The sequence below is a fragment of the Streptosporangium sp. NPDC087985 genome, from assembly GCF_044741965.1.
Lineage (GTDB): Bacteria > Actinomycetota > Actinomycetes > Streptosporangiales > Streptosporangiaceae > Streptosporangium.
Genome location: NZ_JBIUTQ010000002.1, coordinates 218,705 through 234,118, shown reverse-complemented (window position 1 = coordinate 234,118; position 15,414 = coordinate 218,705). Strand labels below are relative to the sequence as shown.

Sequence of the window (15,414 nt, the reverse complement as noted above, 5' to 3'; positions counted from 1 at the left end):
ATGGGTCCTTTCACGCGTTTTCCGGTGCCTCCGACGGCTCAGCGAACCCTACATCTCCGGTCCCGGGGCAGACGTGTTCCCGCGCCCCTGAACGCGGTCCCCGCCGGACGACCGGCCCCGCGCCCGTACGCTGGGGCGGTGAAGGTCCTGATCTCCGGTACGGCGGCGGCCGGCGGCTGGCCCGTCCCGGACTGCGGGTGCGCCTCCTGCGCACGGCTCGCCCCCGGTCATCGCCGCCCCACCGACGTCGTCCTTGATCCCGCACGGGTCCCGTGCGCCGTGGCCGTCCCCGCCGATCCCGTACGGCTCCCGCCCACCGGCCCCCTCCCTCCCGGCTACCAGGTCTCGACGGGCCCCGACGGCCTCATCCTCACCGCTCCCGGCGGGGAGCGGATCCTCTACGCGGCCCCGCTCCCGAGCCGGTCCGGCGCGCGGGACGGGCAGCCGTGGACCCCGGCACGCGCGGAAGGCTCCCGAGACCCGGAGCGCGCGGAGGCCGAGCGGACCGCCTTCGACCTGGTGCTGATGGACGTGCTGGACCGGCCGGAGCGGCTGGGGAATCTGCGCCGCCGGGGTGTGATCGGCGAGCGGACCCACGTCGTGGCCGTGGACATCGATCACCGGGTGGCGACGGAGGCGGAGCTGACACGGCGGGCCGCGCTGTGGGGGGTGCGGGCCGTACCGGACGGGACGGTCCTCGACACCGGCGAGTCCGCGCCCGCCCGGACCGCGCGGCCGCGGCGCACCCTGCTCCTGGGCGGAACGCGCTCGGGCAAGTCGGCCGAGGCCGAACTCCGGCTGGCGGCCGAACCCGAGGTCCTCTACGTCGCGACCGGACCCTCCGGCGACGACGACACCGAGTGGGTCCGCCGGGTCCGGGCGCACCGGGAGCGCCGGCCAGCCCACTGGGACACGGCCGAGACCGTCGATCTGGCCGGGCTCCTGCGGAGCGCCGAGGTCCCGCTGCTGATCGACGGGCTCGGCACCTGGATCGCCGCGGTCTTCGACGGATGCGACGCCTGGAGCGGGGGCGGCCACAGGGAGGTCACGGCCCGCTGCGACGAGCTGGTCGCCGCTTGGCGGCAGACCCGGGTCCCTGTCGTGGCGGTCTCCGACGAGGTCGGGCTCGGCGTGGTACCCGCCACCTCCAGCGGCCGGATGTTCCGCGACGCCCTGGGCCGCCTGAACCAGCGGCTGGCGCTCGAATCCGAGGACGTCGCCCTGGTCGTGGCCGGCCGCGTCCTCCCTCTGCCCGTCTGAGCGGCTGCCTGCCCGAGCGGGGGCGCGGCCGGCGGACGGCTGCGCGGGCTACGATCGTCGACCGTGTCTGGAACGCCGCCTCCGCAGAGCCCGTCCCCGTTCGCCGACGGGGTGCGCCTCGCGATCGGCACGCTGAGCGTGTTCCCGGTCCGCCCAGGGGTGATCGACCGCCGGGCCGCGAGGATCGCGATGACGGTCGCCCCGCCCGTGGGAGTGCTGCTCGGGGCCGCCGGCGGGGCCGTGCTCGCGGTGGCGCTCTGGCTGGGGATCACCCCGCTTCCGGCGTCGGTGCTGGCCGTGGCGTCGCTGGCGCTGCTCACCCGGGGACTGCATCTGGACGGGCTGGCCGACCTGGCCGACGGGCTGGGCAGCGGCAAGCCCGCCGACCAGGCGCTGGACGTCATGAAGAGATCCGACATCGGCCCGTTCGGCGTCGTGACGCTGGTCTTCACCCTGCTGGTCCAGGTGACGGCGCTGGCGGAGGTCTCCGCGGCGGGGATGGGACCGGCTGCGCTGGTCACCGCCTGCGTGACGGGAAGGCTGGCACTCACCTGGGCCTGCCGCGCCGGTGTCCCCTCCGCCCGTCCCGACGGGCTCGGCGCGCTGGTCGCGGGCACCGTACGGCGAGGCCCCGCGCTGGCCGTGACGGCACTCATGCTCGCCGGGGCGGCCGCCCTGACGTTCTTCTCCTCCCTCGGCTGGGCCCCCCCGGCAGGCTCCGCGTTCCTGCGGTGGGGTGGAGGGCTGTCCATGGCCGCCTGGGGTCCGCCCGTGGCCGTCCTCGTGGGACTGCTGGCCGCCTGGACCCTGCGGCACAGGGCCGTGCGGCGGCTGGGCGGGATCACCGGAGACGTGCTCGGCGCACTCGTCGAGATCGCCACGGCCACCGCGCTGGTGGTGTGCGCGGTGGCCGTGGGCTGACCTCGGTCAGGCGGCGGCCGGGACGGCCTGACGGGCCGGCCAGAGCTTGAACAGCACGGCGGCGACCACGGCCAGCAGCACCGATCCGACGAGGCCGGTGATCCCGGCGATGGCGGGATCGGGCGGAGCGGCCGCGTCACCGACGAACAGGATGAGGCCCGCCGAGGCGTTCAGCGCGCCGTGGCCGACGACCGCGGGCCAGATGCTGCCCGAGTAGAGACGGAGCCAGCCGAGCAGGCATCCGAAGACCACGCAGAAGATGACGAACATGGGCGCCGCCCAGGCGCCGAGCCCGGGATAGTTGTAGCCGCGCAGGGTGAGCGGGGCGTGCCAGGCGCCCCAGATCACTCCGGATACCAGCAGTGCCCGCCAGGTGCCCAGCGGCATCAGGCGCGGCAGCAGCCAGCCTCGCCAGCCCCACTCCTCGCCGAACGCCGCGATCGAGTTGATCAGCGGGGCGATCAGGACCGCCGCCGCGAGCAGCACGATGGCCAGCACCTTGGGATCCATCGCGGGTCCCTGTCCCCCGGTGGCCGCGGCCAGGCCCTCGCGGAACAGGCTGAGGCCGCCGAGGTCGAGGGCGAGCAGCCCGAGGGCGGCGCTGAGCGCGATGGCCGCCACGACCAGCAGCGGGACGCCGAACCAGGCCAGCGCGATGAGCGCGAACGTACGTCCCCGGCGCCCGCCCAGGGTCAGCCCCGTCCTCCCGGCCCATTCACGCCAGGTGGTCCCGGGTTCTCCTCGCCGCCTGCCGTACAGCCGGACGGCGAGGACGCCGAGCGTGGGGGTGAACATCATCACGATGCCGAGCAGCGTGATCATCGGGGAGTCGAGGGGTGCGCCCGTCAGCCAGATGGGGAGAGTGGCCAGCCAGGACAGGCCGAACGCGGCGAGCAGGAAGAGCCACAGGTCAGTGGGGCGACGTGACATGACATCACTTCCGGGGAGAGGGGGTGGACAACGGCGCGTCTCCCCGGCCCGGGCCGGGCGGGGAGAGAACCGGGAGCGCGAGCCGGGCGGGGCGGCTCGGGGCGGCGGATCATGAGCTGACGGCCTCGGCGATGTAGGCGTTCAGAAGGGCCGCGCCGCGCTCGGCGTCATCGACGGAGACGGCGAACTCGCCTCCCGTGGTGCGGCGGATGACCAGGCAGTCACCTCCGCGCAGCATGAGCGTGACCCTGCCCGTACCCGGCAGGCCCCGCAGGCCCCAGCCCCCGACGTCGCCGGGGCCGTACTTCTCCACCCAGGCCGACTCGATCTTGCTGATCGGGGTGTGGCGGGCGGGCCGGCCGAACGGGCCGAAGCCGACGCGCAGACCGTCCGCGTCGACACGGGCGCTGGCCGAGCCCATGGCGCGCAGCAGGAACATCACCAGGACGAGGGCGGGCAGGATGCTCCAGAAGCCCTGAACGGACAGGACTCCCGTCGTGGCGAGCCCACCGGCGATCGCCGCCACCACCAGGAGCACAGTGGAGAGGCCCGTCAGCCAGGGGTTGGAGACGCGGCTCACCCAGACCGCACGCTGTCCCGGCCGCAGCCGCAGCCTCGGCAGCTCCGCCGAGCGGTCCCGCACCGGGTCGGGGCCGCCCCTGCCGAGCCAGCCCGCGAGCACACCGGCTCCGGCGGCGGCGCCCACCACTGCCACGATCAGCCAGACAGGCATCGTGGCCTGGTGCCAGTCGGCGACGTCGAGGTTGGCGTAGAGGATGGAGCCCATCACCCCCAGGGCGAGCACCGCCCAGCCGAAGAGGAAGCCCCACCAGTACACGCGCCACAGCCGGGCACCCGACGTCCTGCGCCGCAGCGCGGTGCCGAGCAGGAAGATCCAGGCGACCGCCCAGAGGCCCAGGTCGAACACGAGGTTGCCGGCGAAGGACATATGGCCGTCGGGGGTGGACCCGCTCCAGTGGGTCGCGAGCGGATCGGGAAGCCGGTCGCGCAGCGCGAGGGGGACGGCGATCAGGAGGGCGGCGACGAGCGCGCCCCAGACAATGGCGACGGTGAGGGTTCGGCCTCGGGGGAGCACGGCATCTCCTTGTTCGGAGGGGGTCTGCGGCAGGTGGGCGGGCCCGGTCACGACAGCTCCCGGATGATGTGGATGACTTCCTCCGGGCCGTAGCCGTAACGGTCGGCCTCGGCGAGCAGGTCGCGCGCGGCCTCCGCCAGCACAGCACGGGCGTCGGGCCGGCCGAGCACGCTGACGCCGCGCCCGCGGCGGAACTCCAGCAGGCCCTCGTCGCGCAGCTCGCGCAGCGCGCGCAGCACGGTGTTGGCGTTGATCCCCAGCGCGTCCGCCAACTCCCTGGCGGGGGGCAGCCGGTCACCCGGCGCGTAGGAGCCGTCGGCGATGGCGCGACGGACCGTCCCGGCCACCTGTTCGTGCAGCGGCCGGGGGTCGTTCAGGTCCAGAGTAAGCAACATGATGCTAGTGAAAGTAGCACCATTAACCGAATGAAGCCAATCGCATTAGCTTCATCCAGCGCTTGGGGATTCGTAGGACGAACCCTCGTTTATGCGTACGGCCAAAGCCCGACTAGCATCGGGCGACGTGACCACTGTGCGGCTGAACTCAACTGACAACGCTGTCTCGTTTGATACCGATGCCCTGGTCGTCGGCGTCCATACCGGCCCGGACGGCCCACGTCCCGCTCCAGGGGCCGAGAGCGTGGACGAGGCGCTCGGCGGCAGGCTCGCCGCGACACTCGACGCCATGGGCGTCAAGGGCAAGCCCGGCGAGATCGCCAAGCTTCCGACCTTCGGCGCGCTGACCGCCCCGCTTCTGGCGGTCGTCGGCCTCGGTGACGCCCCCGAGGGCGACTACGACCCCGAAACCCTGCGCCGCGCCGCCGGCAATGCCACCCGCGCCCTCGCGGGGACCGCCCGCGTCGCGCTCGCGCTGCCCGCAACCGACGCGGAGCGCGTCGGCGCCGTCGCCCTGGGCGGTCTGCTCGGCGCCTACTCCTTCACCCCTTACCGGACCACCGGCGAGCAGGCCGCCCCGGTGGCCGAGCTGACCGTGCTGAGCGGGGCCGACGGCGCCCAGGCCGCGATCGAGCGCGCCACCACCGTGGCCGAGTCGGTCTCCCTGGTCCGCGACCTGGTCAACACCCCGCCCTCGGACCTGTGGCCGGCCCGCTTCGCCGAGATCGCCGAGCAGACCGGCTCAAAGGCGGGCCTGTCGGTGGAGGTCCTGGACGAGAAGGCCCTCAAGGAGCAGGGCTTCGGCGGCATCGTCGCGGTCGGCCAAGGCTCGGTCAACCCGCCGCGCCTGGTCCGTCTCGCCTACAGCCACCCCGAGGCCGCCAAGACGATCGCTTTCGTCGGCAAGGGCATCACCTTCGACTCGGGCGGCCTGTCGCTCAAGCCGGCGGCCGCGATGGACTGGATGAAGTCGGACATGGGAGGCGCGGGCGCGGTCTTCGGCGCACTCGTCGCGATCGCCAGACTGGGTCTCAAGGTCAACGCGGTCGGCTACCTCTGCCTGGCGGAGAACATGCCGAGCGGCACCGCCCAGCGCCCCTCCGACGTCTTCACCAGTTACGCGGGCAAGACCGTGGAGGTGCTCGACACCGACGCGGAGGGCCGCCTGGTCCTGATCGACGGCATCGCCCGCGCCGGCCAGGACAACCCCGACGTGATCGTGGACATCGCCACGCTCACCGGGGCGCAGATCGTGGCGCTCGGCTGGCGTACGGCCGGCGTCATGGCCAACGACGACGAGCTCCGCGAAGAGGTCGTCCAGGCCGCCGGCGAGCAGGGTGAGGCCGCCTGGGGCATGCCCCTGCCGGAGGAGCTCCGCAAGGGGCTCGACTCCCCCATCGCCGACATCGCCAACCTCCACCCGGAGCGCTTCGGCGGGATGCTGACGGCAGCCGTCTTCCTGCGGGAATTCGTGCCGGACGGGATCCGTTGGGCACACATCGACATGGCCGGTCCCGCCTTCAACAAGGGCGAGCCGCACGGTTACACGCCGAAGGGCGGCACGGGTGCGATCACCCGGACCCTCGTCGGCCTCGCCGAGCGTTACGCGAGCTAGCCGACGCCGCGCAAGCGGGTCATGAACAACACGGTCAGATGAGAAGATGCGGTTGCCGGGGCCAGGCCACAGGCCAGGCCCCGGCTGTGCGGCGAGCCGTCCCGGAGGGAAGGCGTGGAGACGGAACCGTCTCCACGGACCAGCCCGGGCACGGAGCGGGCGCGACCGTGAAGACGGTATTCCGATCCAACAAGGAGCTTTCCTGTGGCTGATGGCAGCGGCCCTTTCGACATCGTCGTCCTGGGGGGCGGCAGCGGTGGGTATGCCTGCGCCCTCCGGGCGGCCGAGCTGGGCAAGACGGTCGCGCTGATCGAGAAGGACAAGATCGGCGGCACATGCCTGCACCGGGGATGCATCCCCACCAAGACCCTTCTGCACTCGGCGGAAGTGGCCGACGAGACCCGGGAGAGCGCGGCGTTCGGCGTCAAGGCCCGCTTCGAGGGCATCGACATGGACGGTGTCCACGCGTTCAAGGACAAGATCGTCACCCGCGCCTGGAAGGGCGTCCAGGGCCTGCTCAAGAGCAAGGGCATCACGATCATCGAGGGTGAGGGCCGCCTCGTCGGCCCGGGCCGGGTCGCCGTCGGCTCCGACGTCTACGAGGGCCGCAACGTCGTGCTGGCGACGGGCTCGGCGCCCCGGTCGCTGCCCGGCCTGGACATCGACGGCGAGCAGGTCATCACCAGCGAGCACGCGCTCAAGCTCGACCGGGTGCCGACCTCTGTCATCGTGCTGGGCGGCGGCGTCATCGGCGTGGAGTTCGCCAGCGTGTGGCGTTCCTTCGGTGCCGAGGTGACGATCGTCGAGGCCCTGCCGCACCTGCTCCCCCTGGAGGAGGAGTCCAGCTCCAAGCTGCTGGAGCGCGCCTTCCGCCGCCGCGGCATCAAGCAGGAGCTCGGCGTCTTCTTCGAGAGCGTCAAGACCACCGACACCGGCGTGGTCGTCACGCTCGCCAACGGCAAGACCCTCGACGCCGAGCTGCTGCTCGTCGCCGTCGGCCGTGGCGCCGTCTCCGCGGGCATGGGCTTCGAGGAGGCGGGCATCGCGATCGAACGCGGCACCGTCACCGTCAACGAGTTCTGCCAGACCAGCGTGCCGGGCGTGTACGCGGTCGGTGACCTGATCCCGACCCTGCAGCTCGCCCACGCGGGCTTCGCCGAGGGCATCCTGGTGGCCGAGCACATCGCCGGCCTCAACCCGGCGCCGATCGACTACGACGGCGTGCCGCGGATCACCTACTCCGACCCCGAGGTCGCGTCGGTGGGCATCACCTCCGCCCAGGCCCGCGAGCGTGGTCACGAGATCGTCGAGTTCACCTACGACCTCGCCGGCAACCCCAAGAGCCAGATCCTGCAGACGCAGGGCGCGGTCAAGGTCATCAGCGAGAAGAACGGCCCGGTGCTCGGCGTGCACATGGTCGGCCGCCGCGTCGGTGAGCTCGTGACCGAGGGGCAGCTGATCTACAACTGGGAGGCGCTGCCTTCCGAGGTCGCGCAGCTCATCCACGCGCACCCCACCCAGTCCGAGGCCCTCGGCGAGGCGATGCTGGCCCTCGCCGGCAAGCCCCTGCACGTCCACAACTAACACGAGCCCTCACTCGGAACACGAGAGAAGACACCCAATGCCGAAGTCCGTACAGATGCCCCAGCTCGGCGAGAGCGTCACCGAGGGCACCGTCACCCGCTGGTTGAAGAAGGAAGGCGAGCGCGTCGAGGCCGACGAGCCGCTCCTCGAGGTCTCCACCGACAAGGTCGACACCGAGATCCCGTCCCCGGCGGCGGGCATCCTCACCAAGATTGTCGTTGCCGAGGACGAGACCGTCGAGGTCGGCGCCGAGCTGGCCATCATCGACGAGAACGGCACCGAGGGCGCGGCTCCGGCCCAGGAGGCCGCTCCCCAGCCGGAGGCCGCCCCGGCCCCGCCGATCTCCTCGATCCCCCAGCCCGCTCCCCAGGTCGCCGCTCCGGCCCCGGCTCCGGCACCTGCGCCGGCTCCGGCTCCGGCTCCGGCTCCGGCTCCGGCACCCGCGCCGGCCCCGCAGGCTCCGGCTCCCCAGGTCGCCGCTCCGGCCCCCCAGGCCACCCCGGCTCCCGTCGCGACGCCGCCCTCCGGTGACAGCCCGTACGTCACCCCGCTGGTCCGCAAGCTCGCCGGCGAGCACAACGTCGACCTGGACGCGCTGACCGGCACCGGCGTCGGTGGCCGCATCCGCAAGCAGGACGTGCTGGAGGCCGCCCGCAGTCTTCGCGAGCGGGCCGCCGCCCAGGCTCCGGCCCCCCAGGCCGCCCCGCAGGCTCCCGCCCAGGCCGCCGCCCCCGCCCAGGCTCCCGAGCCGGTCGCGGTGGACACCACGCTGCGTGGCCGTACCGAGAAGATGTCGCGGCTGCGTCAGACCATCGCCAAGCGCATGGTCGAGTCGCTGCAGGTCTCGGCCCAGCTCACCTCCGTGGTCGAGGTCGACGTCACCAAGGTCGCGCAGCTGCGCGAGCGCGCGAAGGCCGAGTTCCAGCGGCGCGAGGGCGTCAAGCTCTCGTTCATGCCGTTCTTCGCCCTCGCCGCGATCGAGGCGCTCAAGCAGCACCCGAAGGTGAACGCCACGATCAACAGCGAGACCAACGAGGTCACCTACTTCGACGCCGAGCACCTCGGCTTCGCGACGGACACCGAGCGCGGCCTGCTCGTCCCGGTGATCAAGGACGCGGGCGACCTCAACATCGCCGGTCTCGCCCGTAAGATCGCCGACCTGGCCGAGCGCACCCGCACCAACAAGGTGAGCCCGGACGAGCTCGGCGGCGGCACGTTCACGCTGACCAACACCGGCAGCCGTGGCGCGCTGTTCGACACGCCGATCCTCAACCAGCCGCAGGTCGGCATGCTGGGCACCGGCGCGGTCGTCAAGCGCCCGGTCGTCCTGGACACCGCCGAGGGCGAGGTCATCGCCGTCCGCTCGATGGTGTACCTCGCGCTCAGCTACGACCACCGCCTGGTCGACGGCGCCGACGCAGCCCGCTTCCTGACGACGATCAAGCGTCGTCTGGAGGAGGGCCGCTTCGAGAACCAGCTGGGCCTCAACGCCTAGTCACCGTTCTGCCGGGCCGGTCCGCGTTCCGCGGGCCGGCCCGGCCTGTTCTCACCGCGGGTCCTTCCACGTGCCTCTTTCGGCACGCGGCGCATCCGGTGACCGCCGGGCTCCCGAAGATCACAGGGGAGGTCGACTAGATTGGGCGACATGGCGATCATCGTGACCGGGTCCTCGGGCCTGCTTGGATCGGCTCTGGTCAGGGCTCTACGGGCCGACGGCACCCGGGTGGTCCGTCTGGTACGGCGGGCACCGCAGGGCGCCGACGAGTCGTTCTGGAACCCCGGCAAAGGGCTCATCGATCCGGCGGCCCTGCAGGGCGCGCAGGCCGTGGTCCATCTCGCCGGAGCGGGGATCAACGACCGGCGCTGGAACGACGACTTCAAGCGCGAGGTGGTCCGCAGCCGGGTCGAGGGGACCAGGACGCTGGTGAAGGCGCTGACAGAGCTGCCGGTCAAGCCGCGGGCACTGCTGTCCGCCTCCGCGATCGGTTTCTACGGGGACACCGGAGACCGCGAGGTGGACGAGACGGCCCCGCCGGGTGCCGGATTCCTCGCACAGGACGTGGTGGTGCCCTGGGAGGCCGAGACGGTCCCCGCCGAGGAGGCCGGCATCCGGGTGGCCCTGCTCCGCACCGGTCTGGTGCTGAGCGGCGAGGGCGGCATGCTGCCGAAGCTCCTGCCGATCTTCAAACTGGGACTGGGAGCGCCTCTGGGCTCGGGAGGGCAGTACTGGTCGTGGATCTCGATCGATGACTGGGTGGGCGCCGTGCTACATATTCTGAACAACCAGGAGATCTCGGGCCCGGTCAACCTCACCGCGCCAGAACCGGCCACCAACGCGGAGTTCACCAAGGCGCTCGGGGAGGCCGTGCACCGGCCCACGATGCCGCTCGCCGTACCCGGGTTCGCGCTGCGCACGGCCATCGGGGGGTTCGCGGAGGAGGGGGTGCTGACCGGGCAGCGGGTGATGCCCCGACGCCTCCTGGAGTCTGGTTACACGTTCCGGCATACGCGCCTCAGTGAGGCGCTGGCCGCCGTACTCTAGGGTCCCTGTTTCCGCCGAACCCGTTGGAGAGATCACATATGAGCAGTTCCGGGCAGTCTCACGTCCTTGCCATCGGGGGCGGTTCGTTCCGTCCGTCCGAGCGCCACGGGTTCATAGAGGCGAGCGCGCTACTGCGGTACGCCCTTGACCTGACCGGCCAGGACCGGCCCCGGCTGGGCCTGCTCGCGACCGCTCTGGGCGACGACTCCGACTGGCTGCTGAAGATGTACGGCGCGTTCCGCGACTGGGACGTGGAGGTCAGCCACCTGACGGTGTTCCCCATGCCCAACGTCGAGGATCCGCGTGAGTGGATCCTGAGCCAGGACGTCATCTACGTCAGCGGCGGCAGCGTGGCCAACCTGGCGGCCCTGTGGCGGCTGCACGGCCTGGACGAGGCCTTCGAGGAGGCGTGGCGGGCGGGCGTGGTGCTGTCCGGGCAGAGCGCGGGGGCGCTCTGCTGGCACGTGGGCGGCAACACCGACTCCTTCGGGCCGACGCTGCGGACCTGGGCCGACGGTCTCGGGCTGCTGCCCCACTCCTGCGGCGTTCACTACAACTCCGACCCGCAGCGCCGCGCACTGCTGCACGAGGCGGTGGCCTCGGGTGAGCTGCCCGACGGCTACGCAGCCGACGAGGGCGTCGCGCTGCACTACGTGGGCACCGAGTTCATCCAGGCCGTAACCGTGGATCCGGAGGGCTACGCCTACCGGATCGAACACGACGGAGCGAACGGGGTGAAGGAGTTCCGTATCGAGCCTCGCCTTCTCACGTCCTGACGTCCTTTCCCACCACCGAGGCCGGAGATTTCCACCCTCACAGGCCGGGTTCCCTGCATGACCAAGAACAGGTCAACTACTCTTGATCCGTGAGTGACCTGGCAATCGTCCGTCTTGGCGTTGACTTCCCCTACGAGCAGGCTTGGGATCTCCAGCGGCGGATCCACGCCCGCCGGGTGGCCGGCGAGATTCCCGACACCTGCCTGCTGCTCGAACACGCGCCGGTCTACACGGCCGGCAAGCGCACCGCCCCGAACGAACGGCCCACCGACGGCACCCCGGTCATCGACGTGGACCGGGGTGGCCGGATCACCTGGCACGGTCCCGGCCAGCTCGTGGGCTATCCGATCGTCAGGCTCGGGGAGCGGCTGGATGTGATCTCCTACGTCCGGCTCCTGGAGAACACGCTCATCCACGTCTGCGCCGACTTCGGGGTGCAGGCCGGCCGGGTGGAGGGGCGGAGCGGTGTCTGGGTGGCCGGGGATCCCTCGCACGGCCTGCCCGACCGGAAGGTCGGCGCGATCGGCATCCGGGTCGCGGGGGGCGTCACGATGCACGGGTTCGCGCTCAACTGCTCCAACGACCCGAGCTGGTACAACCGGATCGTCCCGTGCGGGATCAGCGACGCCGGGGTCTCCTCGCTGTCGGCCGAGACCGGCCGCAGGATCGTGGTCGACGAGGTCATGCCGTACGCCGAGAAGCACCTGGCCGAGGCACTCGGCGCGCGGGCCTTCGAACTTCCGGAGGAGGATCTCTTCCGGCGCTGAGCAGCGCCCGGGAGGGATGTTCCTGGCATTTCCCGATCCTGGAGCGCGGAGGGCGGGAGTGTTCGAAGCGCCACCCCCTTGTGTATGGCCATTCTCCGGCGGGACATAAGCTGGGGCGGTGAGCGAGCGTAGCGAGCGAGCGAATAGACAAGGTACCTCGGTCCCGCGACCGACGAAGGAGGTCGCATGACCGTGGCTCCGGAAGGCCGAAAGCTCCTCCGCCTGGAGGTCCGCAACGCCGAGACCCCCATCGAGAAGAAGCCCGAGTGGATCAAGACCAAGTTCAGGACCGGTCCCAACCACACCGAGCTCCGCGCGCTGGTCAAACGTGAAGGTCTGCACACCGTCTGCCAGGAAGCCGGATGTCCCAACATCTCGGAGTGCTGGGAGGACCGCGAGGCCACCTTCCTCATCGGCGGCGACCAGTGCACCAGACGATGTGACTTCTGCCAGATCGACACCGGCAAGCCCAAGGAATACGACACCGACGAGCCACGGCGGGTGGCCGAGTCGGTTCAGCAGATGGGCCTCAACTACGCGACCGTGACCGGGGTCGCCCGTGACGACCTGCCCGACGGCGGCGCCTGGCTGTATGCCGAGACCGCCAGGCAGATCCACGCGCTGCTGCCCGGCTGCGGCGTCGAGCTGCTGGTGCCCGACTTCAACGGCGACCAGGACCAGCTCGAAGAGGTCTTCTCCGCCAAGCCTGAGGTGTTCGCGCACAACGTCGAGACCGTGCCGCGGATCTTCAAGCGCATCCGCCCCGCGTTCCGTTACGAGCGGTCCCTGGGAGTGATCACCAAGGCCCGCGAGGCCGGGCTGGTGACCAAGTCCAACCTGATCCTCGGCATGGGGGAGGAGCGCGAGGAGGTCGTCCAGGCCATGCGCGACCTCCACGAGGCCGGCTGCGACCTGTTGACCGTGACGCAGTATCTGCGGCCCACCCCCCGCCACCACCCGGTGGACCGCTGGGTGAAGCCCGAGGAGTTCGTGGAGCTCCAGAAGGAGGCCGAGGCCATCGGTTTCGCCGGAGTCCTGTCCGGCCCGCTGGTCCGTTCCTCCTACCGGGCCGGCCGCCTCTACAAGCAGGCCATCGAGGCCCGTCAGCGCGCCTGACCTCTCCCTCGGCCCAGGGCCCCGCGCACGAGCGCGGGGCCTTTGCGTTTCGCACCGGCGGGTCAGGTGTCTCCGGCCGCCGCCGTACGGTGACCGGCGCTGTGTGAACCGTCACATCACCCACCGGCCACCGGCTGCACGGCAGGTCACGTTTTCATTTCTTGACCCCTGAATTTGTATCCTTCAGAACATGGCCAAGAAGCCCGAAGACCCAGAGCGCCCGGGGCGCATCAAGCAACTCCGTATGGTCGCGCAGATCATCAAGGAGGTTAACCCCAAGGGGATGCCGATCGTCTATGCGTCGGCGCTTGGCACGCTCGTGCTGTGCATCGTTATCGGCCTGGTCACCGGCTTGTTCTGGTACCTGCTGTTGATCGGGATCATGCTGGCTCTCACCGCGGGGCTGGTCGTTTTCGGACAGATCGCTCAGAGATCGCAGTACTCGATGCTGCACGGCCAGCTCGGCGCCGCCGCCTCGATCCTGCAGGGGATGCGCGGCAACTGGGAGGTCACCCCGGCTGTCGCGCTCAACCGCGACCAGGACCTCGTGCACCGGGTGGTCGGCTATCCCGGCATCATCCTGGTCTCCGAGGGGCCGGGCAGTCGCGTGCAGAAGATGCTGGTCGCCGAGAAGAAGCGCGTCCAGCGGGTCGCGCTCGACGTCCCGGTCTACGACATCCAGTCCGGTGACGGTGAGGGTCAGATCCCCCTGGCCAAGCTGCAGCGCCACCTGATGAAGCTGCCTCGCAACCTCAAGAAGCCCGCGGTCTACGAGATCAACAACCGGCTCAAGGCCCTCCCCCAGACGGTCCAGATGCCCAAGGGCCCGCTGCCGCGCGGGGCACGGATGCCCCGGCCGAAGATGCGCTGATGGATCTCGCGGGAGTCGACCGGCGCCGGGTGGACGCCGCCCGCACCTCGCGGGCCAACCGCGGCTGGTGGGACGGTGCCGCAGACGAATACCAGGCCGAGCACGGGGAGTTCCTCCGTGACTCCGGCTTCGTCTGGTGCCCGGAGGGCCTCGACGAGGCCGACGCCCGTCTGCTGGGTGACGTCGCGGGCAAGGACGTCCTGGAGATCGGTTGCGGCGCGGGGCAGTGCGGGCGGTGGCTGACCGGGCAGGGGGCCAGGGTCGCGGCCTTCGACCTGTCCTTCCGCCAGCTCCAGCACTCCCGCCGGATCGACCTGGGCAGCACCTCACCGCTCCCGGTGGTCCAGGCCGACGCCGAGGTCCTGCCCTTCGCCGACGGGTCGTTCGACCTGGCCTGCTCGGCCTTCGGCGCGCTGCCGTTCGTGGCCGACGCGGGAGCCGTCCTCACCGAGACCCACCGGGTGCTACGCCCCGGCGGACGCCTGGTCTTCTCGGTCAGCCACCCGGTCCGCTGGGCCTTCCCCGACGATCCGGGCCCCCGCGGACTGACCGCCGATCGGTCCTACTTCGATCGCTCGCCGTATGTGGAGATCGGTGACGACGGGCAGCCGTCCTACGTCGAGCACCACCGCACGATGGCCGACTGGATCGGGCACATCGTCGCGTCGGGTCTCGCCGTCACGGCGCTGGTCGAGCCGGAGTGGCCCGGCGGCCACGACCGCGAGTGGGGCGGCTGGAGCCCGCTGCGCGGCCGCCACCTGCCCGGCACCGCGATCTTCACCTGCCTGAAGCGGGCGTAGCGCCCACCGCGTTCCACGCGCCTCCGGCCTGTCCGGTCCACTCCGGGCAGGTAGGAGAGCAGCACGAGGAGAGTCTCTCCCCCGCCCGCGAGGGGAGGCGCGTCAGAGCCGCACGACCACGGTGTTCGCCGCGCGGTCGTGCAGGCCGCGCTGGTCGCGGTCCCAGATGAGCGCCGGTACGGCCAGGCAGAGCAGCAGGGTCCGCGCCAGCACCGGAACGAACCGTGGACGGCCGCCGTCGAGCGTGGCGACCCGGATGCCGAGCAGCCGCATGCCGAAGGTCATACCCGTGGTGCCCACCAGCAGGATGTTGGCCAGGGCGAAGATCGCAAGCGGGACCCATCCCTGCTCGGCGGGGTTCACCCGCAGGAGTCCCTGGGCGATGGCCCAGGTGCAGATCATCCAGTCGATCACGAGGGCGCCGATCCTGCGGCCGAACCCCGCCACCGCGCCACTGCCCTGCCGGGGCAGCCCGAGCCGCTCTCCGGGGTAGCCCAGGTCGACTCCGGCCGAGCGGACGCCGCCAAGCCAGGTCTGGGTCCAACGGGGCTGCTGCCTGCTGCTCATAGCTCAACGGTATCCGCCCCGGAGGCCGCTCCCGCATCTCCGATGCCGACAGCGCGGATCACACGGAGGCCGTATGTAAGGAGAACCCGTGCCGCGAGGACTGCGGACCGGGGTCCCGGAGGTGAGACTCGGGCCGTTACCGACATACGACCCAGGCGGCCCCGGACGTAAGAC

The 15,414-nt window shown here is 71.4% G+C and carries 15 protein-coding genes; 11 read left to right on the top strand and 4 right to left on the bottom strand.

Going from position 1 to position 15,414, the window contains the following annotated elements; genetic code table 11:
- Positions 1–138: 138 nt before the first annotated feature.
- Entirely contained in the window at positions 139–1,260 is a 1,122-nt protein-coding gene (locus ACIN94_RS06235; RefSeq protein WP_400700366.1) for a bifunctional adenosylcobinamide kinase/adenosylcobinamide-phosphate guanylyltransferase, read from the top strand.
- Positions 1,261–1,323: 63 nt separating this feature from the next.
- Positions 1,324–2,181: an adenosylcobinamide-GDP ribazoletransferase gene (locus ACIN94_RS06230; protein WP_400700364.1), complete on the top strand. Its 858-nt coding sequence runs from the start codon at positions 1,324–1,326 to the stop codon at positions 2,179–2,181.
- 6 nt (positions 2,182–2,187) lie between these two features.
- Here the strand turns inward: ACIN94_RS06230 and ACIN94_RS06225 are convergent, their stop codons facing one another.
- From ACIN94_RS06225 to ACIN94_RS06215, 3 genes are all read right to left on the bottom strand, one after another.
- On the bottom strand, positions 2,188–3,111 hold the full coding sequence (locus ACIN94_RS06225; RefSeq protein WP_400700362.1) for a lysostaphin resistance A-like protein: 924 nt from the start codon (positions 3,109–3,111) through the stop codon (positions 2,188–2,190).
- Positions 3,112–3,220: 109 nt separating this feature from the next.
- Positions 3,221–4,258 carry a hypothetical protein gene (locus tag ACIN94_RS06220; RefSeq protein ID WP_400700360.1) on the bottom strand — a complete coding sequence of 346 codons (1,038 nt, stop codon included), beginning with the start codon at positions 4,256–4,258 and terminating at the stop codon, positions 3,221–3,223.
- Positions 4,255–4,602, bottom strand: coding sequence for a GntR family transcriptional regulator (locus tag ACIN94_RS06215; RefSeq protein ID WP_400700358.1), 348 nt, complete (start codon positions 4,600–4,602; stop codon positions 4,255–4,257). Before ACIN94_RS06215 ends, ACIN94_RS06220 begins: the two co-directional genes overlap by 4 nt.
- Positions 4,603–4,693: 91 nt before the next feature.
- Here ACIN94_RS06215 and ACIN94_RS06210 point away from each other — a divergent pair, with 91 nt between their 5' ends.
- From ACIN94_RS06210 to ACIN94_RS06170, 9 genes are all read left to right on the top strand, one after another.
- Entirely contained in the window at positions 4,694–6,217 is a 1,524-nt protein-coding gene (locus ACIN94_RS06210; protein ID WP_400700356.1) for a leucyl aminopeptidase, read from the top strand.
- A gap of 204 nt (positions 6,218–6,421) precedes the next feature.
- Positions 6,422–7,801 carry a dihydrolipoyl dehydrogenase gene (gene lpdA, locus ACIN94_RS06205; RefSeq protein ID WP_400700354.1) on the top strand — a complete coding sequence of 460 codons (1,380 nt, stop codon included), beginning with the start codon at positions 6,422–6,424 and terminating at the stop codon, positions 7,799–7,801.
- 37 nt (positions 7,802–7,838) lie between these two features.
- Complete coding sequence (gene sucB, locus ACIN94_RS06200) at positions 7,839–9,296, top strand: 2-oxoglutarate dehydrogenase, E2 component, dihydrolipoamide succinyltransferase (RefSeq protein ID WP_400700352.1); 1,458 nt, start codon at positions 7,839–7,841, stop codon at positions 9,294–9,296.
- Between the two features lie 150 nt (positions 9,297–9,446).
- Positions 9,447–10,343 carry a TIGR01777 family oxidoreductase gene (locus ACIN94_RS06195; protein ID WP_400700350.1) on the top strand — a complete coding sequence of 299 codons (897 nt, stop codon included), beginning with the start codon at positions 9,447–9,449 and terminating at the stop codon, positions 10,341–10,343.
- A gap of 38 nt (positions 10,344–10,381) precedes the next feature.
- Positions 10,382–11,119, top strand: a complete 738-nt coding sequence (locus ACIN94_RS06190) for a Type 1 glutamine amidotransferase-like domain-containing protein (RefSeq protein ID WP_400700348.1) — start codon at positions 10,382–10,384, stop codon at positions 11,117–11,119.
- An 89-nt stretch (positions 11,120–11,208) separates the two neighbouring features.
- Entirely contained in the window at positions 11,209–11,886 is a 678-nt protein-coding gene (lipB, locus tag ACIN94_RS06185) for a lipoyl(octanoyl) transferase LipB (RefSeq protein ID WP_400700346.1), read from the top strand.
- A 186-nt stretch (positions 11,887–12,072) separates the two neighbouring features.
- Positions 12,073–13,002, top strand: coding sequence for a lipoyl synthase (lipA, locus tag ACIN94_RS06180; protein WP_400700344.1), 930 nt, complete (start codon positions 12,073–12,075; stop codon positions 13,000–13,002).
- A gap of 190 nt (positions 13,003–13,192) precedes the next feature.
- Positions 13,193–13,873, top strand: a complete 681-nt coding sequence (locus ACIN94_RS06175; protein ID WP_400700342.1) for a DUF4191 domain-containing protein — start codon at positions 13,193–13,195, stop codon at positions 13,871–13,873.
- On the top strand, positions 13,873–14,673 hold the full coding sequence (locus ACIN94_RS06170) for a class I SAM-dependent methyltransferase (RefSeq protein ID WP_400700340.1): 801 nt from the start codon (positions 13,873–13,875) through the stop codon (positions 14,671–14,673). Before ACIN94_RS06175 ends, ACIN94_RS06170 begins: the two co-directional genes overlap by 1 nt.
- A 102-nt stretch (positions 14,674–14,775) precedes the next feature.
- Here the strand turns inward: ACIN94_RS06170 and ACIN94_RS06165 are convergent, their stop codons facing one another.
- The gene (locus tag ACIN94_RS06165) at positions 14,776–15,240 is read right to left on the bottom strand and encodes an RDD family protein (RefSeq protein WP_400700338.1); all 465 of its coding nucleotides are present in this window, start codon (positions 15,238–15,240) and stop codon (positions 14,776–14,778) included.
- Between the last annotated feature and the right edge of the window lie 174 nt (positions 15,241–15,414).